The following is a 24,438-nucleotide window of genomic DNA, read 5'->3' as shown; positions in this document are numbered from 1 at the left end:
CATGTCAAACGGATGGGATCAGGACATCAACCTGTCGATGCTGACCGACTTCTATGAGCTGACCATGTCGAATGCCTATTTCAAGGAGGGCATGACCCACACCCGGGCTGTTTTCGACATGTTCTTCCGGGATATCCCCGAACGGGGCGGCTTTGCCATCATGGCCGGCGTGGAGCAGTTGGTGGAATACCTCTCCAACCTTCATTTCAGCGAAAAGGACCTGGCCTACCTGGAAGGGCTGGGCCATTTTGATCCCGGCTTCCTTGACTACCTCCGCCATTTCAAATTCGAATGCGACGTCTGGGCGGTTCCGGAGGGCATGCCCATTTTCCCGGGTGAACCCATCGTCAAGGTCAAGGGGCCCATCATCCAGGCCCAGATGGTGGAGACCATGGTGCTGCTCACCATCAATCACCAGAGCCTGATCGCCACCAAATCCTCCCGCATTGTCCGGGCGGCAGAGGGCCGGGCCATCCTGGAGTTCGGCGCCAGGCGGGCCCAGGGATCCGACGCCTCCATCCTGGGAGCCCGGGCAGCCTACATCGCCGGTGTTGCGGGAACTTCCTGCACGGTGGCCGGTGAAATATTCAAGATCCCCGTCCTGGGCACCATGGCCCACAGCTGGGTTCAGGCCTTTGACTCGGAGTATGAGGCTTTCGCCGCCTATGCAGCCGCCTATCCCGATGACTGCCAGCTCCTGGTCGATACCTACAACACACTCCGCTGCGGCATCCCCAATGCCATCCGGGCCAGCCGGGAAATCCTGGAACCCCGGGGGAAAAGACTGAAGGCCATCCGGATCGATTCGGGTGACCTGGCCTATCTGTCCATCCGGGCCCGTGAGATGCTGGATGAAGCGGGCCTGACTGACTGCAAGATCACGGTCAGCTCTGCCATTGACGAATACCTGATCCGGGACCTGCTCCATCAGGGGGCCAAAGTCGATTCCTTCGGCGTCGGTGAACGCCTGATCACTTCCAGGGCAGAACCGGTCTTCAGCGGAGTCTACAAGCTGTCAGCCATTGAATCCCAGGGCGTCATGGAGCCCCGGATGAAGCTGTCGGACAATCCGGAGAAGGTGACCAATCCGGGTGAAAAGGAGGTCTTCCGGCTCTATGACAGGGAGACCGGCCAGGTGGAGGCCGACCTGATCACTCTGATGGGCGAAAAGCTTGACGATACCAAACCGCTCACCATCTTCGACCCCCTTCATACCTGGAAGCGCAAGACCCTGACCCATTTCCGGGCCGAACCCCTCATGAAACCCCTCTTCAAGAAAGGGGTATCCTGTGCCAAAAAACGCGACATTGAGGAAATCCGGTCTTCTTGTCAGAAGCAGCTCACTACTTTGTGGGATTCCCTCAAGCGCTTTGAGAATCCCCAGGAGTATTACGTCGACCTGTCGGTTGACCTCTGGACCCTGAAGGAGTCTTTTCTCCGCCAGGAGACCTGCGGCTGGGGCAAGCCATGAGACGGCTGGTCGATACCCACAACCACCTCAGCTTCTGGTCGCCTGACGCGACACAAAGCTATGAAGATCTGATGGGAATGGCTGAAAAACGGGGCCTTCACGGGGTTGCCATCTCCGACCATTTCGACCCTGACTGTGAGATGTCGGACGGCTCCCCCTGGATCTTTGACCCCCAGGCCTACATGGAGGCCTTCTACCACAAAAGGCGGATGCCTTCCAAAAGGAATCCCGGCGACCCGCCCGGCTTCCTGATTGGCATTGAGCTTGGCTGGATGCCGGAAGCCGAAGCCCTGCTGCACCGGATTGCCAAAGACCATCCCTTTGACTTCGCCATTATTTCACTGCACTATTTTAATAACCACGATCCCTATACCCACGCGGAGCAGGTTTATACGTCACCGCTTCACCGGACCTACACGGAAGTCATCCATGCCATTGCCGACTCGGCAGAGGCCATGAGTGAGGCCAAAATCATCGGCCATTATGACTTTTTCTCACGCTATGCACCTGAACGCGATTCCAAGATGCATTACCATCACGCCCCGGAGGCCTTCGACCGGCTTTTCAAAATCATGATCCGGAACGGGCAGGCCCTGGAGATCAATGTGGGGACAGTCAATTCCCTGATCAAACGCAAGGGCTACACATTAAAGGAGGCCATGCCGGACCCCGAGATTCTGAACCGCTACCGGGAGCTGGGCGGCCAGCTTTTCACCCTCTGTTCAGATGCCCACCATGTCAACCACAATGGCTATCATGTGCAGGAGACAGCGGCCTACCTGGAAAGCCTCGGCGTTACCGAATTTGTCTGGTTTGAGGATCGGGAGCTCAAGCGGCCTTAAAGAGCCGCCTCCGTAAACTTTCTCAGGCATTCCTCAAAGAGCGGCAGGGAAGACCGGATCCGTTCGGTTGAAACGCAGTAGGAGATCCGCAGAAAACCGGGGAAGCCGAAGCTTTCAGACGGGACCAGCAGGAGCTGGAAGTTGTCCCTGGCAAAGTCGGAAAAAACCTCAGCGTTCCCGCCCGGGGCCTCCACAAAAAGGTAGAAGGCGCCTTCCGGTTCAATGCAGCGGTAGCCCAGGGAGGACAGGCCCTCGTAAAGGATGCTGCGGTTGAGGTCATAGGTGGTCATATCGGGCTTGACCCGGGCGCAAAGGCCGACCACCCGCTGGATCAGGGAGGGGGCGCAGACGTAGCCCAAGGCGCGGGCCGCTCCCGCGATGGCATCGTAAAGATCCCGCCAGGAATCAAGTCCGGTCGGTACCAGGACATAGCCGATCCGCTCGCCCGGCATGGAAAGTGCCTTGCTGTAGGAGTAGCAGACCACTGTATTGGGATAGATCAGGGGGATGAAGGGGGTTTTGCGGCCATCATAGACCAGTTCGCGGTAGGGCTCGTCCGAAACAATGAATAGAGGCCGGCCGAAAAGCCGGGATTTTTCTTCTAAAAGAGCCCCAAGGGCCTGCAACTCCGACACTTGATAGATTTTGCCCGAAGGATTGTTAGGCGAGTTTATGATGATAGCACGTGTTGACGACGTGATAGCATTCTCAATGGCTTCAAGGGGAAGCCCCAGGCCGGGCAGGCTGGAGAGAACCGGTACCAGGCGGGCACCGTGGCCCTCGACGAAGCATTTGTACTCGGGAAAGTAGGGCGCGATGGCAATGATCTCGTTTTCCTCACCCGACAGGGTCAGGGCCCGGAAGGTGGAGGAGAGGGCCGCCGCCGCCCCGCAGGTTAGATATAAGTTGTTTCCATCATAGGCGGTGCCATACTCGCGGTTGAGTTCAGCGGCAATGACCTGGCGGACAGCCGGATCTCCCGGCGCGCTGGTGTAGCCGTGGAGGGCCAGGGGTGCTTCCTTTTCCAGCAGGGAACAAAAAGCCTCGTCGACTTGACGAGGCGGCGGAACGCTGGGATTTCCGATGCTAAAGTCGAAGACCTGGTCAGGCCCCATTTCCCCGGCGGTTTTTTTTCCGTATTCGAAAAGCTGGCGGATGACCGACTTTTGTCTGCCGTAGCTGAGGGTGCGTTCAGAGCAATACCCCGGATAGTCTTCTTCTGTCATGTCGGTTCCTTTCCTAGGCGCTTACGCCCGCCAGTTCCCGGCCTTTCGCAAAGGCTTTGCGGTTGATCTCAAGGTAGCGGGGGGGCACATGCCGGGTCAGGGCACTGGCCCAGTCAAATTCATCCATGCCGAAGGCCTGAACCAAGGCGCCCAGCATGACCATGTTCATGACCCGGGCGTTGCCAAGGGCCATGGCGGCCGCTCCGGCATCCAGGGCAATCACACGGAAGGCTTCTGCCAGCGCTTCCAGGCAGTTGCCCGGGTAGTCCGCTGAACCGGCGGCAACGGGCAAAGGCCGGATCCGGTAGTCATTGACCACGGCCACCCCGTCCGGTTTCAGCCAGGGAGACCAGCGGACCGCCTCCATCTGTTCGAAGGCGACCAGGATGTCGGCTCCTCCCTTGCCGATCAGGGGGGACTGGACCTTGTCCCCATAGCGGACCGTGGTCGATACGCTGCCGCCCCGCTGGGCCATGCCGTGGATTTCGCTCATTTTGACATCGTAGCCGGCATCCATCAGGGCCTGGGTCAGGATCCGGCTGACCAGGATCGTTCCCTGTCCGCCGACACCGGCCAATAAAATCGTCTTGACTTGTTTCTCGTTCATGGCATTCACTCTTTTTTGATGGCGTCGAAGGGACAGACCTGCAAACAGACCGTGCAGCCCACGCACTGGTTGCGGTCGATCATGGCCTTGCCGTCCACGAAGAAGATGGCCGGACAGCCGACCCGAAGGCACATGCGGCAGCTGGTGCAAAGATCCCGGTCCACATAGCACATGGCGGGTTCCAAAGGCAGCCGCTTGATCAAAACACACGGGCGGCGCACCACCATGGCGCAGGGCTCAGCGCTTGCGGCGGCTTCCTCGATGGCGGCTTTCATGGCGGTCAAGTCCTGGGGATCGACCGTGATGACTTCTTTGTAACCGATGGCGGAGAAAATACCCTCGATGGAGATGACCGAGGCCACCTCCCCCTCCAGGTTGTAACCGGTGCCGGGATTTTCCTGCTGGCCGGTCATGGCCGTGGTGCTGTTATCCAACACCACGGGGATAACCCGTCCCTTGTTGTAGAAGATCTCGATGGCCCCTGTGATGCCGCTGTGAAAGAAGGTGGAGTCGCCGACCACCCCGAAGATGGTCCAGTCGGCCCCGGTCTTTTCAAAGGCCTTGGCCATGCCCATGGCCACGGTGAAGCCGGCCCCCATGCAGATGGTGGTGTCCATGGCGGACAAGGGCGGCGAGCCGCCCAGGGCGTAACAGCCGATGTCACCGGTGACAATGGTTTTTTTCCGCCGGGACAGGGTGTAAAAGAAACCCCTGTGAGGGCAGCCGGGGCAGAGGACAGGGGGCCGGGGCACCGCCTCAGCTTCCACTTCCCTTAGCTCAGGCACCTCTCCGGTCAGGGCTTCTTTCAAGATGGTGGGGTTCAGTTCATACATGCGGGGAACAAGATCCTTGCCGATACAGGGGATGCCGGCCGCCTTGATCTGCTCCTCCATGAAGCCGTCCAGTTCCTCGACCACGTAGAGGGTTTCCACCTTCCCCGCAAAGTCACGGATCAGGTTCAGTGGCAGGGGATGAGTGAAGCCCAGGGTCAAAAAGGAGCTATCGTCCGGGAAGACTTCCCGGGCGATCAGGGAGGCACCGCCCGCCGTGACCACTCCCACCTTGCCACCCCGGATATCCATCCGGTTGAACTTACAGCTTTCAGAATAAGCGGAAAGGTCCGCCAGCTTTTGTTCCAGTTCCCTGCGATGGACAATCGCATTGGCCGGTGTGGCGATGTGTTTTTTGGCGTTTCGCTTATAAGGTTTGGCCTCCACGGTCACAGGTCCCCCCTCCTCCACCAGGCTGCGCGCGTGGCAGACCCGGGTGGTCATGCGGAAGAGGACGGGGATGTCAAACCGCTCGGAGACTTCGAAGGCTTCCCGGATCATGTCCAGGGAATCCTGGCTGTCGGCCGGCTCGAACATGGGCACCTTGGCGGCCCGGGCGTAGTGGCGGTTGTCCTGCTCATTCTGGGAGGAATGCATGCCCGGATCATCGGCCGAGATGATGACAAAGCCTCCTTCCACCCCATTGTAGGCGGCGGTGAAGAGAGGGTCGGCGGCCACATTCAAGCCCACATGTTTCATGGCGGCCACGGCCCGGACACCGGCGATGGAGGCACCGTAAGCCACCTCGACAGCCACTTTTTCATTGGGCGCCCATTCATGGTAGATGCCTTCATATTGGCTCAAGTTTTCGAAAATTTCCGTGCTGGGAGTTCCGGGATAGGCACTGCCGACGCTGACGCCGGCCTCGTAAAGGCCCCGCGCGACAGCCTCGTTCCCCGATAAAAATTGCTTCATCTGACAGCCCCTCGTTTCTGCTCGGCCAAGACCAACCGGCGGCCTTCTCCATTGTAACAAGAGGCAAAGAACTATGACAAGGAGATTTCAGTCAATTAAACAAGCGAATGAATCAGTCCCGGCCGGCGGTTACATGCAGGTTGGGCCGGTCATCGGAGACCACGCTCATGTATTCCCGATCCAGGGTGATCCACAATACAAGGTCCGGGTCATAAGCCCTGACCTTGTCCCGGAAGGCCCGGAAGAATTCCTCTTCGGTCATCGCAAGCTCCCCGGGTACGCTGACATCGAAGGAGGCCACCCGGACATTCTGGTCGGACAAAAAGAGGTGGAGGCTGTGGATGACCGCCCCGGGAGCCAGTTCCCGGGCTACGGCCTGAAGTTGAGCATGCAGGGCCTGGTGTTCGGCATCGTCCACGTAATAGGGATCGGCGTGTAAAAGCAGGTGGATGTCATAGTCGCGCAAAAGCATTCGCTCGACGCAGTCAATGATCAAATGGGCCTCAATGAAGCTGGACCGGCTGTCCAGTTCCACGTGGGCGGTGGCAAAAAGACTGCCCGGCCCGTAGTCGTGGACGATCAGGTCGTGAACGCCCACGATCCGGGGGTCCGCCCCCAGGATCTTTTCGCTGATCAGGGCCGTCATCTCCGAAGAGGGCTTGCCCCCGATCAATAAGGTGGCGGTCTTCCTCATGATGGACACGGCAGACCAGGCGATCAATAAACTGACGATCAGGCCGGCCGGACCGTCCACATTGATGCCAAAAATGGCGTAAAGCAGGGTGGCAACCAATACGCCCGACGTCGCGTAAACGTCGGCCATGCTGTCCCGGGAGGCGGCCATGAAGACCGTGGAGACCAGTTTTTTCCCCTGAGCCCGGTAGAAGAAGTACTGGATCAGCTTGACCAAAATGGAGAAGGAGAGGGCAAGAAAGGTCAGATAATCGGTTGCCAAAGGAGCGGGTGAAAGGGTCCTCAGGATAGCCCGGTAACCCACCTGGACCGCCACGGTCAGCATGCCCAAAGCGATGACCGAGGAGGCAATGTATTCGAACCGGGCGTAGCCGAAGGGGTGTTTTTTATCCGCAGGCTTGGCGGTCATCCGGATGGAGACGATGGAGATGACGGAACTCAAGGAATCCGACAGGTTGTTCCAGCCGTCGGCCGTGATGGCGATACTGGAGGCAAAATAGCCGGCCACAAGTTTAGCCGCAGCCAAAACAAGGTTCATCAGCAGGCCGGTGACGGCCACCCCAAGGCTGGCCCATTTTCTTTCGCGGGCCGTCATGCCCGGGGTCCGGCAGACGCGCTCCAGGCCATCGCTTTCCGGTACAGGCTCTGTCATCTCCGGTCGATTACCAGTTCTTCGAGGGGCAGGCGGTTGCCGTGGGCCCGGGAGGGCCGGGCTTCCTCTGTGGGGTAACCGACGGGGAAGATGGCAACCGGGACATGGTTTTCAGGCAAATCCATGGCTTCAGCCAAAGCCACGGGATCAAAGCTTCCGATCCAGCAGGTTCCAAGACCGGCTTCAGCAACAGCCAGGTCCAAATGACAGCCAGCAATGACGGCGTCCATAATGCCACCGTCAAAGCCGTCGTATTTTCTTTTCCAGCTGATCTCTTTATCATAACAGACGACAAAGAAGAGGCGGGCTCCGAAGTCATAGGAGCTGACCCGGTTCACCATCCGGGCCGCTTCCTCGCCTTCCAGGACGTAAATACGCTGGGGCTGGTTGTTGCAGGCGGTGGGGGAGAGCCGCTGCACTTCCAATAAATGTTGAACGAGTTTCTCATCCACTTTCCGGCCGCTCAATTTCCGGCAGGAATAGCGGTCTGTAGCCAATTGTTTGAAATCCATGAAGTAACCTCCTTGAGGAAAATAGAGTCATAACACTGCCATCTTACCAAATGGTTACCGTCCGTGGTTTTGCTTGACATTCCCCGATCCTCTGTGCTAGTTTAATTCAGGTCTCGGGGACGTAGCTCACTTGGGAGAGCGCTTGAATGGCATTCAAGAGGTAGAGGGTTCGATCCCCTTCGTCTCCACCAGAAAGCCCTGTAATAGTGAAGTTACGGGGCTTTTGTCTTGTCTTTGATACGAATTTTTTCTGAGATTCCATGATGCTTGCCATTCCATGCGCTTCTGAGAGGCACAGAGGGTGAATTTGAACCAAGATTCTGGACTTGAAACCTGTTCAGCATAATATAATACATCTAAGATTACTTTGTACTCTTGGCTCTTTGAGAAAGCTTGCTTTCACTGGAGATAAAAAATGAAAATAAGAATTTTGAATCTTTTCATTCTTGGTCTTATTCTCTTTTCTGCCTTTGCATGCTGCTCCTGCAGTGATCATTCGCCGGCAGAAGAGAGCGAGCTTGATCCTCCGTCAGAAAAGGGCCAAATCGAACAAAAAGAAACTGTTCAACCAGGTCAAAACACCCTCTCCTCAAATTCCATCAAATATCTGGGTTCCTTCCTGCCTCCGGAGGGACAGGATCAGCAAACCTACGAATGGAGCGCGACAGGACTGGCTTACAATCCGAACAATGACAGTCTTTTCATGGTCGGTCATGATCACTATCAGCTTGTTGGGGAGATTTCAATTCCGGAGCCTGTTAAGGCAACCGAAGCGGGAAGTCTTCCCAGAGCCCGTGTCATCCAGGCTCTTTCGGATATCACGGAAGGCAAACTCAACCATATCGGCTTCAATGGCAGAAAATTGCCCACCAATATCAAGATCGGCGGTCTTCTGGTTCAGGACAACAAGCTGCTGGTCAGTTCCTATGCCTATCACGAAGATGCGGAAAAAGCTGTTTTGTCCCATGGAATCAGGGGTCTGGATTTTTCAGTCAAGAATGATTTCAAAGGAATGTTCAAAGTGGGTGACTGGGGAACAGGCTATCTGGCAGGTTATATGGCAGAAATACCTGAGGAGATGAGGCGACTATTCAAGGCCACGACCATCACCGGTCAAGGGGGTATCCCCAAGGCTGAAAGGACTTCGCTGGGCCCTTCCGCCTTCAGTTTTGACATCAAGGATCTGGGCAAAACCCCCTGCCCCGCCAAAACCCTGCTGGCATATCCTCTTGAACACCCGACCCTGGGGACTTGGGATAATGAAACAAGTCCAAATCCCCCATACAATATGTCAACGCAAGTGACAGGGATGGTTTTCCCAAAAGCTTCCTCGCAGGTCATCTTTTTCGGAAGCACCGGCCTTGGGGTTCCCGGATACGGCCAGGGTACAAACAACAAAAAGCTCGACAGGACCAAGATACCCAACTATGACGAAAAATATGTCTATGATCCGGCCCAGGTTGATATGAAAGGCACACACGCCTGGCCTTACGCTCCTTATGTTTGGCTTTATGCTGTTGAAGACTTATTAAAAGTTGCCAACCAGGAGCTCAACCCATGGGATATTGTGCCTACGGACCATTTCCCGTTGTTCTTTCCCTACACGGATGATACAAAGGCTTATGAAATAGGCGGTGTTGCTTACGACGCAGCAGGACAAAGGATTTTTGTTGCCGAGCGGAGAGGTTATCATGACGAACCTGTCATCCATGTCTATAAGCTGGGTGATGAATCCGGTTCAATCAGCCATACGACGGATGAGAATCACTGATATCTCATCATAGACTCACGAGGGCCTGCCGTATCGGCAATTCTACACCAGCTATTGTCCGATGGAGCGATAGGAAAATGGTGTGTGATCGCCCTTTTTCCTTGCAATAAAGGCCCCTTGCCGGCGGCCTGGTGTTATAATGCATTCAGGCTAGGATTCAACTTTCGTTGACGTCCGACCCGTCCGATCAATCGGTTGCCGGCGGCGCCTGGACCAGTAGGACATTTCCCGTTAGAAGAAAAATTAGAAGAGGTCACTGCCTGTTTCCGGTACACATTCTTTACAGGATCTTTTCAATCCAAGAATTAAGGAGGAGAAGATGAAAAAGAAAAAAAGAGAAAGGGAACGAATCCTCCCTTTGCGATGGATTCTTTTAATCTTTCTGGCAGGCGTACTCCTTTGGAGCTTTCCGTCTGGTCAGATGCCCGCCCAGGCTTGGGGTCCGGGTGATTTTCCCTATTTTACCTTCTTTGTCACCATTCCCGATGAGAATCTGGACATTGCCCTCCATGAGGCCTGCGGCAAGTCCCCTCTTGAATACCACATCCCCTTAAACATTGTGGATCTTTTTGAGCTGGAAGGTAATCTGGATTTGGACAACCGGAATATCCGGGACCTGGAGGGGATCCAGCATTGCACCAACGTCGAGTGGCTTTTTGCGTCGCGCAATCCGCTTTCAAGCCTTCCGGATCTCAAGGCCATGGATTCCCTGATCTATCTTGGTCTGGACGAGTGCCAGTTCACCCAAATCCCGGAAGGAATTTCCGAGCTTCCCCAGCTGAAATACCTGAATATGAGCAACAATCAGATCAGGAATCTTGAGGCGCTGAAGGACATGGACAAGCTCGTGAGCGTCAACCTCCAGGGGAACAGGATTGCCTCCGTTCCTCAGAACCTGGGTCTTGCCAGTCTAACCGAAATTGATTTGTCCGAAAACCGACTGACCGCTTTCCCTGACAGCATCCTGGATTCCACCCAGCTGGAAGTCATCCGTCTGGCCTGGAACCAGATCAAGTCCCTGCCCAATAAACTGGGAACGATGGCACACCTGCGGTCCCTTTATCTGCACAACAATCTTTTGGAGAGGCTGCCGGCCAATCTGGGATCAACTCCTCTGGAATACCTCGATGTCAGCATGAACCGGCTGACTTCCTTGCCGGCTGACCTTTTCAAAGCCGAACAGCTGACGGAGTTCATCGCGGGCGCCAACCGCCTGACCAGCCTCCCTTCAACTGTGACGGAACCCCATTACGATCTGTTTTTTGTCTCGGGCAATTACCTGGATTTGACGCCTGGCCCCACGCTCAATCTTTTGAAGAATATCAATGCCAGTGAAAAATACTACGAACACCAGCTGACCCCCATCCGGGATCTGAAGGCCGAAGCGGGCATGGACTGGATCACCCTGTCCTGGAAGCCCTGCAAAGGCTTCGAAATCGATGGCTATGAGGGCCAGCTCCTCCATTACGAGGTCTTCCTGGTGGAGGGCGGCAGTTGGACCTCTTTGGGCACGGTCGATAAGAATACGACGACCTTCACGGACACGGATCTTGCGGTGGATACGGAAAGAAGTTACGCGGTCGGTGTCTTTTACAAAATCAAAGACTCCACCACGGATGACTTTCCCTCGGCCCACTACGCCCAGATTTCAGCCGTGACCCTGCCGCAGGAAACGACCACTGTCACCACGGAACCGTTCAGGGAGCCGTCATCCACGGACACCTCAGTGACCCAAATAATGGGCACGGAGCCATCTCAAACCCAAGGTCCCTCTCAGGCAGAGGATCTTTCGAAGAACGACAAGGACAACAAAAAGGGGATCCTTTTCTGGCTGCTCATTATCCTGACCCCCATCCTGCTCCTTGCGGCAGTCATAGGCTGGGTGCTGGTGATCAGGCTCAGGAAGAAGAAGGCGAGCGAGGGAGTGCGAAAGGAGGCATAGCACCCAATAAATAAAAGCCGGTTAGAGAAGCATGGAGGCCTGACAAAAAAGCCCTTGACGGAGATCCTTAAAATGCGCTCGTCCCTGACGCCATGAACTCAAAACCGGCGGGCCTGAATGCCCCATTCGCCCCCATCAGATGCCCTGCAGTTCAAAGCTGCGGGGTTTTCTATATCGCTTTTTGTCTTTGGCTGGTCCATGCCTTAACCCGACAAAAAAACGATTTGTCCCGCAACGTGTATAATAAATCATATTATGACTGTTGCTGCGCCATAAGCATTGCCACGAAAGGTGGTGGCTGCACATGGAAGAGACGGACGATCTCCCTTAAAGAACGAAAGAAAAGACCCCGGGTGCTTGCATTAAGATCAAGCATGCTCGCCGGCACCATGGGCTTTAAAGGAGAAGAAAATGAAAACCGAACGAAATGGAGTCCGCCTCCTGTCCTTGATCCTGATCCTCGTCCTTCTGGCCCTGGCCGGAAACCTGCCGGTCCGCCTGACACCCGTCCTGGCTTTCGGACCCGGCGATTTTGTCTTTCAGGTGGAAATCCCCGACAAAAATTTGAATATTGCCCTCCACCAGGCATGCGGGAAGCCCCCTCTACTTTACAGTGTGCCCCTGACCAACAAAGAGTTGGCGCAACTGACCGGCAAGCTCAACTTGTCCAATATGGGCATCAAGGACTTGGAGGGTGTCCAGCACTGCGTCAATATCACGGAACTTATCGCTTCCTATAATCCTTTGAATTTCCTGCCGGACATGACGAATATGGAAAAACTGGAGCTCCTGTACCTGAACAACTGCGAGTTTTCGGAGGTTCCGTCTGCCATATCCCAAATACCGAACCTGAGAACCCTCTACATTCACTACAACAAGATCAAGGATATCAACCACTTAAAGGGTTGCCCGAAACTCCGGCATCTGCATCTGGGCAGCAACCAGATCAGCAGTTTTCCCGCCGGTCTAGGCTTATCCAATCTGGAATACATCGACCTTCACAGCAACAAGTTCACGGCCTTCCCCCAGGCTTTGCTGGAATACAGCAAGACGCTTGATGTACTTCATTTGAGCAATAACGCACTGAAAAGCCTGCCGGATGCCTTGGGGAAGATGCCCAATCTGCGTGTACTCTCTCTCTGCTCGGCCGACTTGTCTTCCCTTCCCTCTTCACTGGGATCCTCCGGAAAACTCCAATCGTTGGAAGTCGCAAACAACCAGCTGACCTCCCTGCCCGATGCTCTCTTCAAGTCGAAAACACTCAATAATCTTGATCTGCATCTCAATCGCCTGACCCAGCTGCCGGAAGGAATCGCCAATTCCGACTACGCTTGCCTCGATCTCCAATTGAATTATCTGGACCTCTCTCAAGGAAGTAAAACCCTCCAGCTCATCAACAAGATTTCAGCCCAGGAAAAACGCTACAAGGTCCAGCTCTCACCCATCCGAAACCTGAAAGCGACGCCAGGCAAAGACCAGATCAAGCTTTCCTGGGACCCCTGTCCGGATGCGACAGGGGATCCCGACGCGGAAGCCTTCGTCAGCCACTATGAAGTTTTCCTGAAAGAGGGCAACAAGCTCACCTCCCAGGGCAGCATCCAGAAATCAGGGACGCCCGCCTTCATCGATAAGGGTCTGGCCCCCGGAATGAAAAGGGAGTATTCAATCGCTGTCATCTACGAAGTGAGTACCTCCGATGGCAACTTTGTCTCCCGGTCTTACAGCGATATTGCTGCCGAGACCCCGCCGGAGGAGACGACAGCTGTGACCACGGAACCGGTAACAGAGCATGAAACAATCGTGACCGAACCGACTTCATCCATGACCGGACCGGGTACGACGGAACCACCTCAGGCAGAGGAGCCGGAACCTTCGGCGGAACCGGAACAGCCGGGACAACAGGAGAAAAACAAGCTGCTTCCCTGGCTGATCCTGAGTCTTAGTCTGGTCCTGGCCCTGTCAGCTGTCCTGGTCTGGTTTTTGGTGATCCGGCCCAAGCGGAAAAAGTAAATGGTCAGGAGGCCAAGGCTCATCAACCCTGCAGGAAAGGTCAAGGCAAAATCAATCTAAAGGAAGGATAAAGTATCAGCAGGGAGCGGACCCTCACACTTTGTGAGTCTGGGGTCAGCTCCCTGCTCCTGTTTCGAATCAATACTGACCATTTCTTACGGATTGGCCGCGCTGTCTGTGTTAGGGTTCGGTAGAGAGCATCCCTTGCGGTTTGACAGGACCAATACGAAAAACCGGATTGGACCATGTGAGAGGAGAAAGAGACAATGACTTATCTAACCCAAAAAACCATGGAGGCGGAAGCACTTGTGGCTGAAGCCAGGACGGATCAAGCGCGGGAAGCGGCACAAAGGATTTTTGAGGCTTTTCGTGAATCCAATCCCGGAACCGACCGACAACTTCAAATGATTGAGGCTTCTATTGCCTCAACCTTTGCTGCCTTCCAGCATGCCGTCCAGACTTCCAATCAGGAGATCATCGATCTTCTGGAAGACCGGCTGCTGACCCTGATTAAAAACAGGAACCGCCTGTTTGAGACGGAGGAATAAGAAAGTCCAGGATCGTCAACCTTTTTCCCCACGTAGAAGATCCGGCGTACGGGAGAGGACGTCAGACGGCCTCCAAAACCTTCTTGAACTGGGTCTCGTAAAGTTCCTTATAGATCCCGTTATTCTTCAATAAGTCCTGATGCTGACCGGTCTCCACAATACGGCCTTGATGAAGCACTAGGATCTGGTCGGCTGCCATGACCGTGGAAAGCCGGTGGGCGATGACCAGGCTGGTCCTGCCCCTCAGCAGAGGTTCGATGGCCTCCTGGATCAGGTTTTCGGTGATGGAATCGAGTGAGGAGGTCGCTTCATCAAAGATGATGATGCGGGGGTCTTTCAGGATGACGCGCGCGATGGACAACCTTTGTTTTTCTCCTCCCGACAACTTGATGCCCCGGTTGCCAACCAGGGTATCCAGGCCCTGGGGCAAAGACTCGATCAAGGAATAAATCCTGGCCTCCTTGCAGGCATGGATCAGCTGGGCTTCGGTGGCGTCAGCTCTGGCATAGAGCAGGTTGTCCCGGATGCTGCCATTGAAGAGGTAGGCCTCCTGGGTCACCATGCCGATCTGTTGCCTCAGGCACTTAAGGTCCAGGTCGCGGATGTCCACCCCATCGATCGTGACCTGGCCGCCGGTGACATCGTAAAGCCGTATGACCAAATTGGTGATGGTGGTCTTGCCTGCCCCCGAGGGGCCGACGATGGCTGTCATGTTCCGGGCGGGGACGACAAAAGAGATATCCTTAAGGATGGCCTTGTCAGGATCATAGCCGAAGTTGACCTTGTGGAAGGCCAACTCCCCGGTCATGGTGTCCAGTACGATGGCGTCTTTCTTATTCTCAATCTCCACCGGCATGTCCAAATAGTCGAAGATGCGGCTGAAGAGGGCCATGGCCCGGGAAAAGTCTACCGGGACGCCTAAGAGGGCGCTGACCGGCCGGTACATGCGGGTCAGGAGGGTGACCATGACGGTGACATCCCCTACGGTCAGGCCCGTATAGCCCTTTTGCAGGATCAGGATGCCCCCGATCAGGTAGATCAGCATGGGTCCCAGATTGGCAAAAGTCCCGATGGCCATCCGGAACCAGCGGCCTGCCATGGCTTCTTTCACCGTCAGTTTCCGGATCTTTTCATTGACCCGGGTGAATTTTTCGTATTCCTCTTCTTCCCGGGTAAAGATTTTGACCAGCTGCTGACCGCTGACCGACAGGGTCTCGTTCAGCTGCTGATTGGCTTCATCGTGTTGCTCCTGGGCTTCCATGGTCAGCTTCCACCTTCTTTTGCCCACCGATTTGGTCGGCAGGATGAAAAGGGGAAGGATGGCGATCCCCACCAGGGCCAGCAGCCAGTTTTTTTGGACCATGGCAATAATGGAAACCGTCAGCATGGCCACATTGGAGACGGTCCGGGTCAGGGTGCCGGAGATGACCCCCTGGATGCCCCCGATATCCCCCGTCATCCGGGTGATGATGTCGCCTTGTTTGTTGACAGTGAAGAAGCGCTGGGACATCTGCTGCAGATGGCCGTACATGCCGTTTTTCATGTCCCGCACGATGTGTTGGGAGACGCTGGTATTGAGGTAGTTTTCCAGTAAACCAAGCAGGCTGGAGGTCACCATGACTCCCACTGCCAAGAGGACTAACAGAACCAGCAATCGAAAATCGCCCCCGATGAAGCCGTCATCGATGATGCGGCCTGTCAAGATGGAAGGAAAGACGTCCAAAACAGCTGCCACCACAATGGTGAGTAAGGATAAGGCAAGGCGGGACCAATAGGGTTTCAGGTAGGAAAAGATCCGGGAAAGAAGCTTCTTGGTTACCTTGGGCCGGTTCTGTCTTTCTTCCTCGGTTTCATAGCGAAAACCCCTGCCTCCTCTGCCGTTCACGAGCGAGGTCCTTTTCTGCCTTTGGGCCGGTCATGCGGAGTGTCTCCGGACCTTCTATGATTCTTTTCCGGAGGTGATTGGGCTTCAAAGAAGGCGATCAATTTTTCGGCAAGCTGGGCAAAGTTCCCGAGTTCTTCTTCTGTCATGGCTGCTTCCAGTTTTTTATTCCAGGCCTGTCTTTCCGCTCTGTCCTTGTCAAGCCGGGCCTTTCCGCTTTTTGTGAGAGTCACCAGGATGGCCCGCCTGTCAGCCGGATCTTTTTCCCGTTGGATGAGGCCGTGGGCTTCCATTTTCGTCAATTGTTCGGTTAGTGAAGCAGGTCGGATGTCCAAGCGTTCGGCCAATTCGCTGGCTCGCATGGGGCCTTCTTCTTGCAGGATCATTAGAGAGCGGGAAATACTGCGGGAGAAGTGATGGCCCCGGGATCGTCCCGGATGATTTCTTCGGGTGACGCGGGCCAGGCGCATGATGGTATCTAAGGTGTCTTTGTTTTCCATTTTGTTGTCTTTCTAGAGTATAAGTAAGGTACCTAAGCGTATTATAGTTAGGTACCTTATAGTTGTCAAGGTGGTTGACTTGTGTTTATTAGGGGGAGGGGAAGGAGGGGCCCATTATTCTGATCAGATCAACTTCGTTCTGTGGCACTGGTGAACAATTTTTGTGATTGCCAATCACTTGCAGATTAGGAAGGATGGTTGGCCCCAAAGGATGGTTCTCTCGCTTTGATCATGCACAAGCGGCATTCGCGTGACTGGATCTGTTAAATGTTAGACTGGTATTAATGGTGGAAGTATAGGAGCAGAATAAATTTATTCCTGCTCGTATCCAGAATTGTTTGGGCGAGGTTATACGGGAGAAAGGGGTATTTGAATGAATGGTGTTGAAGATGTGGCCGTTTGGGGTATTCATTCACAGGATGAAGAACTTTTTCTGAAATCTAAAGTGATTGCGATCGGCTGGAAGGAAATGGGTGATTTAAGAAAACTGGAACCATCCAGAGAGGCCTATAAAGAACACTTTGCTAAGGTATTTCCTGAGGCAAAAAAGGGCTCCATCCCCACGAGTGCGGGGATGCTTTTTCGTTTTGTTCATGAGCTTAAGATCGGTGATTATGTGATCTATCCCTCCAAACAGGATCGCCGTGTCAATATTGGCGTCGTGGAGGGGGACTATTTTTTCCAGCCAGAAGCAGAACACTATGTTCACCAACGAAAAGTCAAATGGCTGAAGCATATTCCTAGGACATCTTTCACGCCTGGTGCTCTGTATGAAATTGGGGCTTATATGACCTTCTTTTCTGTTAGGAATTTTGCAGACGAATTTTTGGAATCTCTGAAAAAAGTTCCCGGTAAACCTGGAATAGATGACTCGTCCTCGGTAACTGCAGATAACATCATTGAGATGACAACAGACTTTATCATTAAGGAACTTGCCAGTCGACTAAAAGGTTACGATTTCGAAGACTTTGTAGCGGATCTTCTCGAAGCCATGGGTTATCGGACTTCCGTTTCAAAGCAAGGTGGTGACAGAGGTATTGACATTACTGCTTACAAGGATGAGCTGCCGCCCAGAATCATCGTTCAGGTGAAAAGCGGTGATGCGAATATCGGAGAATCTACGATCCAGTCGCTCAAAGGCGCCATGCGTGAAGGTGATTACGGCCTTTTTGTGACATTGGCCGACTACACGGACAATGCAAAGAAGTATCTGGAAGGCTCACCCATTATTCGCGGAATCAATGGGGTTGAGTTGGTAGAATTGATCCTGCAGTATTACGAAAAGCTAAGTGATAGGTATAAGAAACTGATTCCGTTAAAGAAAGTTTATATACCGTTGGGGTCTGAAACGAGCGAATAGGAGTACTCACGACAACTCGATGTTATTAAAAGCTTAGCTAGAATAATTCTCAACAGGAATGTGTTGTGCGTCGGTCTGCAATTTGAGTGACCCTTACATATGGTATTAGACATCAAATGGACTGATGTGACAGCATTTAGTCCTGTTTTGGAAACTCTTCATGCTTCTGATGTGTACAGCCCCAAGGATTAAGCTTAGTCACTTTGACCAGAACATTCAACTTGTCGCTTTGATATTTATACCAATCTATTGGTAATATCTTCTATGAGATATTTAACCTAGAAGGCTCGGGTGATGTTAATTTCAGGAGTTCTGCCATTGATTTCCAACCCAATCTGAGCTCCATATGATTCAGAGATTTCCCGTTAGTTCGTAACGGGAAAACAGTCATTCAAGGTTATGTACACGGAGTATTTGGAGAAGATTCATGTTTCAAGAAACGGATATGATAAGGTCACCCCAAGGGAGCGGAGTGGAAATTGAAGCAACCGATCAAGCAGTTTTTCCACAAGAAACGGTAAAGATATCTCCAGCTGAAAAGAATCCAGTTTCACCCAAGATCGACATTTGGAAAAAGAAACTGCTTGACCTTTCAAAAAGAAATCGACTTGTAGATTTCAAAGACACCAAACGTTCGAGTTTGCGAATATTGACTCCCAATTACGTGACACTTTGGGAAACGTTAGTTGAAGCAGAGAAACCTCTTGAATTTCCTTACATCGATGAACAGGAAGATGATGAAGAAGAAAAAGATAATATTGCAAATGCTGAAGATGGATTTGGGCTGAAACCAAGGAATCACACGGACGCTCAGATTATTACGAATCAAACCCCAAAAGATCAGCAAAAAACGCTGCGAAACATTCGCAACAGAGCACGTACCGCTATCGAAGAGCAGGGAGTCAATGTTCTCTTTCTCTCCTTTGGATTTCTTGACTGGCATGAATCACCTGATTCCGACTTGAAGCTCAGCTCTCCTTTAGTTTTGGTTCCCGTCACTCTTAACAACAAATCAATCAGTGATCCGTATATCCTGGAACTCCATGAAGACGAAATTGTGTTGAATCCTACTCTTCAACACAAACTGATGGATGATTTCGGAAAAGAGTTACCAGATTTCGATGATGAATGCGGTATTGAAGAGTATTTGTCACAAATTGAACGATCGGTTACGGGCATTCCAAACGGGTCAGTTAGGCGAGATGTTGGTCTTGGGCTATTTACTTTCCTCAAGATAAACATGTACGCGGATCTGGAAAGGAACAGAGAGAAGATTCTATCCCATCCGGTTGTCCGTGCCATAAGTGGCGACCCCTCGTTACTGGCATCTGAGCCCACAATAGATGTTTCCAACTATGATCACGATGGTAATACGGATCCGGTCGACATTTTTCAAGTCTTGGATGCAGATTCGAGTCAGCAAGACGCCATACTTTTGGCCAAAGAGGGGGTAAGCTTTGTATTAGAGGGACCACCTGGCACAGGAAAAAGTCAGACAATCGCCAATATCATCGCGGAGAAGCTGGCCGGTGGAAAGACCGTGCTATTCGTATCCGAGAAAAAAGCTGCTTTGGATGTCGTTTACCGAAGACTTAAAGATTCAGGATTAAACGATTTTTGTCTTGCACTTCATAGTCACAAAACAAGTAAAAAAGACGTACTCAGCCAATTAAGTGACTCCATGGAGTTAACAAGAAACACTGCGAGTATTAAAGATGAGGCCTTCCATACGCTCCGCACCCTCCATGAGCGCCGCAGTCGACTAAAGAGGTATGTGTCTGAACTGCATCAACTTGTACAGCCTCTGGGTATTACGATTTACCATGCACAAGGGAACCTTGCAAAACTCTACGACTATCCGGCTCTTCGGTTTGGGATTCCCGGTGTTGAAAGTATCACACGCGATCAGTTTATGGAACTGAGATCTTTAATTGAAAACTATTCCAGGCAGATTAGGCAAATGACCGGTGATTATCGGGACAATCCCTGGTATGGGGCATCGGTTCAACACATTTCGATGGATTTAAGGAACGCATTTATCGCCGAGCTGCCCAAAATTTCTCGTGCTGCAAAAGAAATGGATCGCGACGGAAACAATTTCTTGGATAAGACGGAAAGGGCAACTTTTTCGCTTAACAGTTATCAAGGTTACCTCCGAGTATTGACCATGGCAGCCAATGCTCCCGGTATCCCGTTTTCCTGGCTGTTGCACGAAAACTTGGACTCGCTTGAGTCTGATGCGACCGAGTTGCGCACATTTCACGATCAACTGTTGATGTCAGTGAGTGCATACGAAGACACTATAACGCTTGTTACTAGCCTGGGAGGTAAGGTTCCCTTTGATCCTGTCCCAGCCTTAGAAAAGGAGGCGGCGGAAGAGCAAGAGAATTGTTTGCAACAGTTTATCCTGGACAATCAAGCATTCATTAGATGGTCAAATGAAAGATCACTTGACAAGCTTGAAAACACACTTAATAATGCGCAAGTTTCAGCCGAACGACATCGATATATAGAAAGTTTCATCCGCTTGAATTATGAGGAAGGGGTATTTGATGTTGACCATGCTACCCTTCTTCATCGTTTCCGCACACAATATAAAAGTGCTTTTAGCCGACTTGGCAAGAGTTTCAAGAAAGATAAATACATTCTGCAAGCTCACACGAAACAGATTAAGCATAAGGCAAGCTACGAGAATTTGCTGGGCCTCCTCAATGGTTTGAGTGAACTGGAGGCTATCGAATCCTGGTTTTCGAGCAACAAAGTTTTCTTTGACGATATCTTTGTGCAACATTCAAGAGGACTCAACACGGATTTTGCTCGGCTGCAGAAAGAGCTGGATCTCTTTAAGGCAATTAGTCAAGCAGCTGGAAGACTCCAGCGCATACGTGACCTCCAGGCCAATATTCAAGAAAAAGAAACCAGCTGCCGACCACTCGATCCTTTTTACCAAGGCCAGAATACCGATTGGGATGACTTGATGCAACGCATCCATTGGGCCAAAGATTTCAAGGCACTGACCAGCCAACACCCGGTTGATATAAGTTTTGCAAAGAGCGTTTGCGAAGACGTCACTTTTCCAGATGGTTGTGCTCAATTATCAAAAAAACTGAAAAGTACTTACGATACTTTAAAGCCGAAGGTTGACTGGTTTGCAGAGTATTTCGAAGAGAGGGAATCCGAACGACTTTATTCCATACCTTTTACAGATCTTGCAGACAAGGCTGACCGCTGCAGTCGTCAATTGAATCTCCTGGAAGAATGGCTTGATCTTCAGAGAAGCCGGCAACAGCTTGAGGAGAGAGGGTATAAGGAATTCCTCGACCAACTGGATCAGGAACGGCATGAAAGTAAGGAAATAGTGCCCATATTTGAGAGAAGGTTTTATACCTTATGGTTAGATGCAATCCTGCCGAAATTCCCCGCAGTCCAGGCCTTCAGGCGGAACCAACATGAAGCTTTCATCGAAGAGTTTGTGAAGTTGGATAAGCTGCAGCTTGATATAGCCAAAGAAAGACTGAAAAATGAATTAATGAACAACCTGCCCCAGACAGACAGTTTTACCAAAGCGGGGGGAGAAATCAACATTCTTAAAGCGGAGATCAAGAAGAAGCGGCGGATTATGCCTATCCGGAAACTGTTTGCCAAAGCGCCCAACATGATCATGAAGCTCAAGCCGTGCCTGATGATGTCACCTCTATCCGTGAGTGTATTTCTGGAATCAGATCAATTCGTCTTTGACACTGTCATCTTTGATGAGGCATCTCAGGTTTGCACGGAAAATGCAATTGGTGCCATTTTAAGAGGAAAACAGGTTATCATCGCGGGCGACAGCAAACAGCTGCCCCCGACAGCCTTTTTCGCCGCATCCATTGGCGATACGGAGTACGATGAAGATTCGGATGAGTACTATCAAGAAGGATTTGAGTCTGTACTGGACGAAGCTTCCGTCAATCTCAATAATCAACCTTTGATGTGGCATTACCGCAGCAGGCACGAGCACCTGATCGCCTTTTCTAATGCCCAGTATTACAGGAGTAATTTGATTACCTTTCCCTCGAACGTTGAACGAATGGAAGATCATGGTGTTGAGTATATTTATCTTGCCAATGGGGTGTACGATCGGGGAGGCACAAAAACGAATCGGGCAGAAGCGAAGAAAGTTGCGGATTTAGTTTTCGAACACTTAAATAAATTTCCGAACCGTTCCTTGGGAGTCGTGGCTTTCAGCAGCAGTCAGAGTGACGCAATTGAAGCAGCAGTGCGGGCTAAGCGCCTTGACAATCCAAAATGCGAACCCTTTTTTACGGAAGAAGGGCACGAACCTTTCTTCATTAAGAATCTTGAGAACGTTCAGGGCGATGAAAGAGATACCATCATCTTCAGTATCGGGTACGCCAAAGATCGATATGGAAAAATGAGTATGCTCTTTGGTCCTCTCAGCCACGAGGGGGGCGAACGACGACTGAACGTTGCGATTACCCGGGCAAAGCACAATGTCAAGTTGGTCGGTTCAATCCGTTCTACAGATATCGAAGAAAGCCGGATTACAGCCGATGGTCCCAAACAACTCCGTAAATATATTGAGTTTGCCATGCGTGGCCCAGAGGTACTCAATCATAACTTGAAGATACAAGATACGGCACAACATGACTCCGAATTCGAGGAATCCGTTTACAACTTCTTGGTGAGTAAGGGCTATCGAGTAAGCGCCCAAGTGGGGTGCTCGGGTTACCGCATCGATATGGCGGTGCAACATCCAGAGTTGGATGGACGGTATGTCCTTGGCGTTGAATGTGACGGTGCCTCCTATCACTCGACTCGGACCGTGCGAGAAAGAGATCGGGTTCGCCAGGCGATCCTCGAAGATATGGGTTGGAAGATCTATCGTATCTGGTCGACTGATTGGATTAAAGATGCGCATGCGGAACAATCCAAATTGATTGACAAGGTCGAAGAGGCCATCAATACCTACATTGACCCCTTTGGGATCCAGGGGAATCATGCTGATAGAAAAACATCACAAACGACAGTGAAGGGTGAGAAAGATAACAATGATCATTCTTTCCTTGTAGTCGAACCTAAGAATGAAGAGGACCACACATATGGCTTTGAAGATTATAGGATGACCGATCCAGAAGAAATTCGAACGGATAAAGAGTGGTGGCAATTAGGCTATTCGCTTGAGAATCACCTCTTAACCATTGTCAGGAATGAGTCTCCTGTGCAATTTGAATGGCTTTGCAGTCGACTGGCCGTGCACTTTGGTCAACAGCGAGTGACGGACCGGATTAGAGACGGTGTCCAAGAGGTAATTGATGAGCTGGACGATCAGGTGCTTTTGGAAAATGGTTTTGTCTACACAAACCCAAAAGGACCCGTTATTGCGAGAGTGGCTGGTGAAAGAAAGATTCACCAGATTGCAGAAGAAGAACTTATACTTGCGGTACGTTCGGTAGCCAGCTCTTTCGTAGGATGTACGAGAGATGAATTAATCGCGGAGGTAAGCCGAGCTCTCGGATACAACCGTACAGGCAAGAGAATAAACGAAAGACTGTCAGAAATAATCGCGAAATTAATTGCCAAAAACAAGTTGACGGAACAAGACGGGAAGATAAGCCCTAATGTAGATTTTGACCGATGAATATGTTGGCTGATACAACAACCGGTAAAATTACTAATAAGGAGGATGGGTATGGAACTAACAGTCGAAGAACGCGAACAGATCAGGAATCAATTAGCGCAAAATACCGAGGTGCTGGATGCAATCAATCAGGCTCTGAATCTGAAAATTTCTAGCGTGGGTTATTCTGTGAGTGAAACCGGTTGGATTGAAGCCATGTGCGATGTTATTGCAATTAAACCAGGGGCTTTGCGGCACGATATTTACATCAAGTTCAACCTCTATGATGAGAACAACAACTTAGTGGCGGCAGAGGAACAGTACATCAACAAAAATGATTTTGGAGGTTATGCAACAGCTACTTTTATGTTTCTCAGTAGTGGTGTACCACAGCGCGCACGTAGTGCTCGTGTATTTGCGGTCGCATCTCACTAATACCAAGAGGAGGAGCTAATGTGACTATCATATGGGTAAGTTGCGTTTCCTTCCGCGGGGAATCAGTTTGGGAACAAGTAAATTAATCGACATCAGAAGCTAAGAAACCAACCAGGTGGAAGCGAGCGGTGCCAGGCACCAAAAATATTAATGGTCATTATTTGTACGAAATGTCAAAATATCACGTTAGGATCATGTTGGCTTTATGCAAATTGAAATAGGATTAACCCGGTTGAGTTGATAGGAAATAAAGATCCATGTACATCATTATCGGAATAATCGCATTTTTCTTTTTCTTGATCCTCGAGACGCCAAAAAATACAAATTGGATCTGTTCTCGGACAAGTTATCGACGATCGTGTTGAAAGGCGACCATCCGCCAATTTTTGTTATGCCAAATAAAGTAATGAAAATGGGCGTGAGGCATGGATAAGGCCCCCCAGTCTATAAACTTGCCTGGTATCGGGCGCACCCGGCTTACGGCAAAGGGGAGGGGTAAGCGTCCTTTAATCGACGCTTGTCCCTGGTGATTACGCTCTGGATAATGGACTTGTGAGAACTGTGTTTTCTGGCTGAAGAAAACCCAGTAAACGCAAGTAAAGTGGAGGAGCACAACCCCAGT

Annotated in this window: 16 protein-coding genes and 1 tRNA gene; 10 read left to right on the top strand and 7 right to left on the bottom strand. The window is 51.7% G+C overall.

What is annotated here, in order from left to right:
- Nucleotide 1 precedes the first annotated feature (1 nt).
- On the top strand, nt 2–1,471 hold the full coding sequence (locus GX839_03400; GenBank protein ID NLB04510.1) for a nicotinate phosphoribosyltransferase: 1,470 nt from the start codon (nt 2–4) through the stop codon (nt 1,469–1,471).
- The gene (locus GX839_03395) at nt 1,468–2,313 is read left to right on the top strand and encodes a histidinol-phosphatase HisJ family protein (protein ID NLB04509.1); all 846 of its coding nucleotides are present in this window, start codon (nt 1,468–1,470) and stop codon (nt 2,311–2,313) included. The genes GX839_03400 and GX839_03395 overlap by 4 nt, the downstream gene beginning before the upstream one ends.
- Here GX839_03395 and GX839_03390 read toward each other — a convergent pair.
- The 5 genes from GX839_03390 to GX839_03370 all read right to left on the bottom strand — a co-directional run bounded on the left by GX839_03390 (nt 2,310) and on the right by GX839_03370 (nt 7,748).
- Nucleotides 2,310–3,539: a pyridoxal phosphate-dependent aminotransferase gene (locus tag GX839_03390; protein ID NLB04508.1), complete on the bottom strand. Its 1,230-nt coding sequence runs from the start codon at nt 3,537–3,539 to the stop codon at nt 2,310–2,312. The two genes, GX839_03395 and GX839_03390, sit on opposite strands and share 4 nt — an antisense overlap.
- A 13-nt stretch (nt 3,540–3,552) precedes the next feature.
- Nucleotides 3,553–4,146: an indolepyruvate oxidoreductase subunit beta gene (locus GX839_03385; GenBank protein NLB04507.1), complete on the bottom strand. Its 594-nt coding sequence runs from the start codon at nt 4,144–4,146 to the stop codon at nt 3,553–3,555.
- A gap of 5 nt (nt 4,147–4,151) precedes the next feature.
- Entirely contained in the window at nt 4,152–5,891 is a 1,740-nt protein-coding gene (gene iorA, locus GX839_03380) for an indolepyruvate ferredoxin oxidoreductase subunit alpha (protein NLB04506.1), read from the bottom strand.
- Nucleotides 5,892–6,003: 112 nt separating this feature from the next.
- Entirely contained in the window at nt 6,004–7,236 is a 1,233-nt protein-coding gene (locus GX839_03375) for a cation transporter (protein ID NLB04505.1), read from the bottom strand.
- Nucleotides 7,233–7,748, bottom strand: a complete 516-nt coding sequence (locus tag GX839_03370; GenBank protein NLB04504.1) for a nitroreductase — start codon at nt 7,746–7,748, stop codon at nt 7,233–7,235. The genes GX839_03375 and GX839_03370 overlap by 4 nt, the downstream gene beginning before the upstream one ends.
- Nucleotides 7,749–7,863: 115 nt before the next feature.
- Here GX839_03370 and GX839_03365 point away from each other — a divergent pair.
- From GX839_03365 to GX839_03345, 5 genes are all read left to right on the top strand, one after another.
- A tRNA-Ala gene (locus GX839_03365) sits at nt 7,864–7,939 on the top strand.
- A 224-nt stretch (nt 7,940–8,163) separates the two neighbouring features.
- Nucleotides 8,164–9,519: a hypothetical protein gene (locus GX839_03360; protein ID NLB04503.1), complete on the top strand. Its 1,356-nt coding sequence runs from the start codon at nt 8,164–8,166 to the stop codon at nt 9,517–9,519.
- Nucleotides 9,520–9,838: 319 nt separating this feature from the next.
- Complete coding sequence (locus tag GX839_03355) at nt 9,839–11,461, top strand: hypothetical protein (protein NLB04502.1); 1,623 nt, start codon at nt 9,839–9,841, stop codon at nt 11,459–11,461.
- Nucleotides 11,462–11,872: 411 nt separating this feature from the next.
- Complete coding sequence (locus GX839_03350) at nt 11,873–13,471, top strand: leucine-rich repeat domain-containing protein (GenBank protein NLB04501.1); 1,599 nt, start codon at nt 11,873–11,875, stop codon at nt 13,469–13,471.
- 266 nt (nt 13,472–13,737) lie between these two features.
- Nucleotides 13,738–14,019 (top strand): hypothetical protein, encoded by a 282-nt coding sequence (locus tag GX839_03345; protein ID NLB04500.1) that lies wholly within the window; start codon nt 13,738–13,740, stop codon nt 14,017–14,019.
- 61 nt (nt 14,020–14,080) lie between these two features.
- Here the strand turns inward: GX839_03345 and GX839_03340 are convergent, their stop codons facing one another.
- Both GX839_03340 and GX839_03335 read right to left on the bottom strand, forming a co-directional pair.
- Nucleotides 14,081–15,904, bottom strand: a complete 1,824-nt coding sequence (locus GX839_03340; GenBank protein ID NLB04499.1) for an ABC transporter ATP-binding protein — start codon at nt 15,902–15,904, stop codon at nt 14,081–14,083.
- Nucleotides 15,901–16,401 carry a MarR family transcriptional regulator gene (locus tag GX839_03335; GenBank protein ID NLB04498.1) on the bottom strand — a complete coding sequence of 167 codons (501 nt, stop codon included), beginning with the start codon at nt 16,399–16,401 and terminating at the stop codon, nt 15,901–15,903. Before GX839_03335 ends, GX839_03340 begins: the two co-directional genes overlap by 4 nt.
- 373 nt (nt 16,402–16,774) lie before the next feature.
- Between GX839_03335 and GX839_03330 the strand changes: the two genes are divergently transcribed.
- From GX839_03330 to GX839_03320, 3 genes are all read left to right on the top strand, one after another.
- On the top strand, nt 16,775–17,761 hold the full coding sequence (locus tag GX839_03330; GenBank protein NLB04497.1) for a restriction endonuclease: 987 nt from the start codon (nt 16,775–16,777) through the stop codon (nt 17,759–17,761).
- Nucleotides 17,762–18,188: 427 nt separating this feature from the next.
- The gene (locus GX839_03325; GenBank protein NLB04496.1) at nt 18,189–23,402 is read left to right on the top strand and encodes a DUF3320 domain-containing protein; all 5,214 of its coding nucleotides are present in this window, start codon (nt 18,189–18,191) and stop codon (nt 23,400–23,402) included.
- 51 nt (nt 23,403–23,453) lie between these two features.
- Entirely contained in the window at nt 23,454–23,816 is a 363-nt protein-coding gene (locus GX839_03320; protein NLB04495.1) for a hypothetical protein, read from the top strand.
- Nucleotides 23,817–24,438 lie beyond the last annotated feature (622 nt).

This window comes from Fastidiosipila sp. (assembly GCA_012511175.1).
GTDB lineage: Bacteria > Bacillota > Clostridia > Saccharofermentanales > DTU023 > UBA4923.
The sequence above is the reverse complement of the archived record's forward strand: the minus strand, read 5'-3'. Positions and strand labels throughout refer to the sequence as shown.

What these genes read in the sequence shown, in the direction of transcription:
- GX839_03400 (NLB04510.1), top strand. Translation starts at nt 2, where the DNA reads ATGTCAAACGGATGGGATCAGGACATCAACCTGTCGATGCTGACCGAC.
- GX839_03330 (NLB04497.1), top strand. Translation starts at nt 16,775, where the DNA reads ATGAATGGTGTTGAAGATGTGGCCGTTTGGGGTATTCATTCACAGGAT.
- iorA (NLB04506.1), bottom strand. Translation starts at nt 5,891, where the DNA reads ATGAAGCAATTTTTATCGGGGAACGAGGCTGTCGCGCGGGGCCTTTAC.
- GX839_03385 (NLB04507.1), bottom strand. Translation starts at nt 4,146, where the DNA reads ATGAACGAGAAACAAGTCAAGACGATTTTATTGGCCGGTGTCGGCGGA.
- GX839_03395 (NLB04509.1), top strand. Translation starts at nt 1,468, where the DNA reads ATGAGACGGCTGGTCGATACCCACAACCACCTCAGCTTCTGGTCGCCT.
- GX839_03325 (NLB04496.1), top strand. Translation starts at nt 18,189, where the DNA reads ATGTTTCAAGAAACGGATATGATAAGGTCACCCCAAGGGAGCGGAGTG.
- GX839_03355 (NLB04502.1), top strand. Translation starts at nt 9,839, where the DNA reads ATGAAAAAGAAAAAAAGAGAAAGGGAACGAATCCTCCCTTTGCGATGG.
- GX839_03320 (NLB04495.1), top strand. Translation starts at nt 23,454, where the DNA reads ATGGAACTAACAGTCGAAGAACGCGAACAGATCAGGAATCAATTAGCG.
- GX839_03345 (NLB04500.1), top strand. Translation starts at nt 13,738, where the DNA reads ATGACTTATCTAACCCAAAAAACCATGGAGGCGGAAGCACTTGTGGCT.
- GX839_03335 (NLB04498.1), bottom strand. Translation starts at nt 16,401, where the DNA reads ATGGAAAACAAAGACACCTTAGATACCATCATGCGCCTGGCCCGCGTC.
- GX839_03390 (NLB04508.1), bottom strand. Translation starts at nt 3,539, where the DNA reads ATGACAGAAGAAGACTATCCGGGGTATTGCTCTGAACGCACCCTCAGC.
- GX839_03360 (NLB04503.1), top strand. Translation starts at nt 8,164, where the DNA reads ATGAAAATAAGAATTTTGAATCTTTTCATTCTTGGTCTTATTCTCTTT.
- GX839_03370 (NLB04504.1), bottom strand. Translation starts at nt 7,748, where the DNA reads ATGGATTTCAAACAATTGGCTACAGACCGCTATTCCTGCCGGAAATTG.
- GX839_03375 (NLB04505.1), bottom strand. Translation starts at nt 7,236, where the DNA reads ATGACAGAGCCTGTACCGGAAAGCGATGGCCTGGAGCGCGTCTGCCGG.
- GX839_03350 (NLB04501.1), top strand. Translation starts at nt 11,873, where the DNA reads ATGAAAACCGAACGAAATGGAGTCCGCCTCCTGTCCTTGATCCTGATC.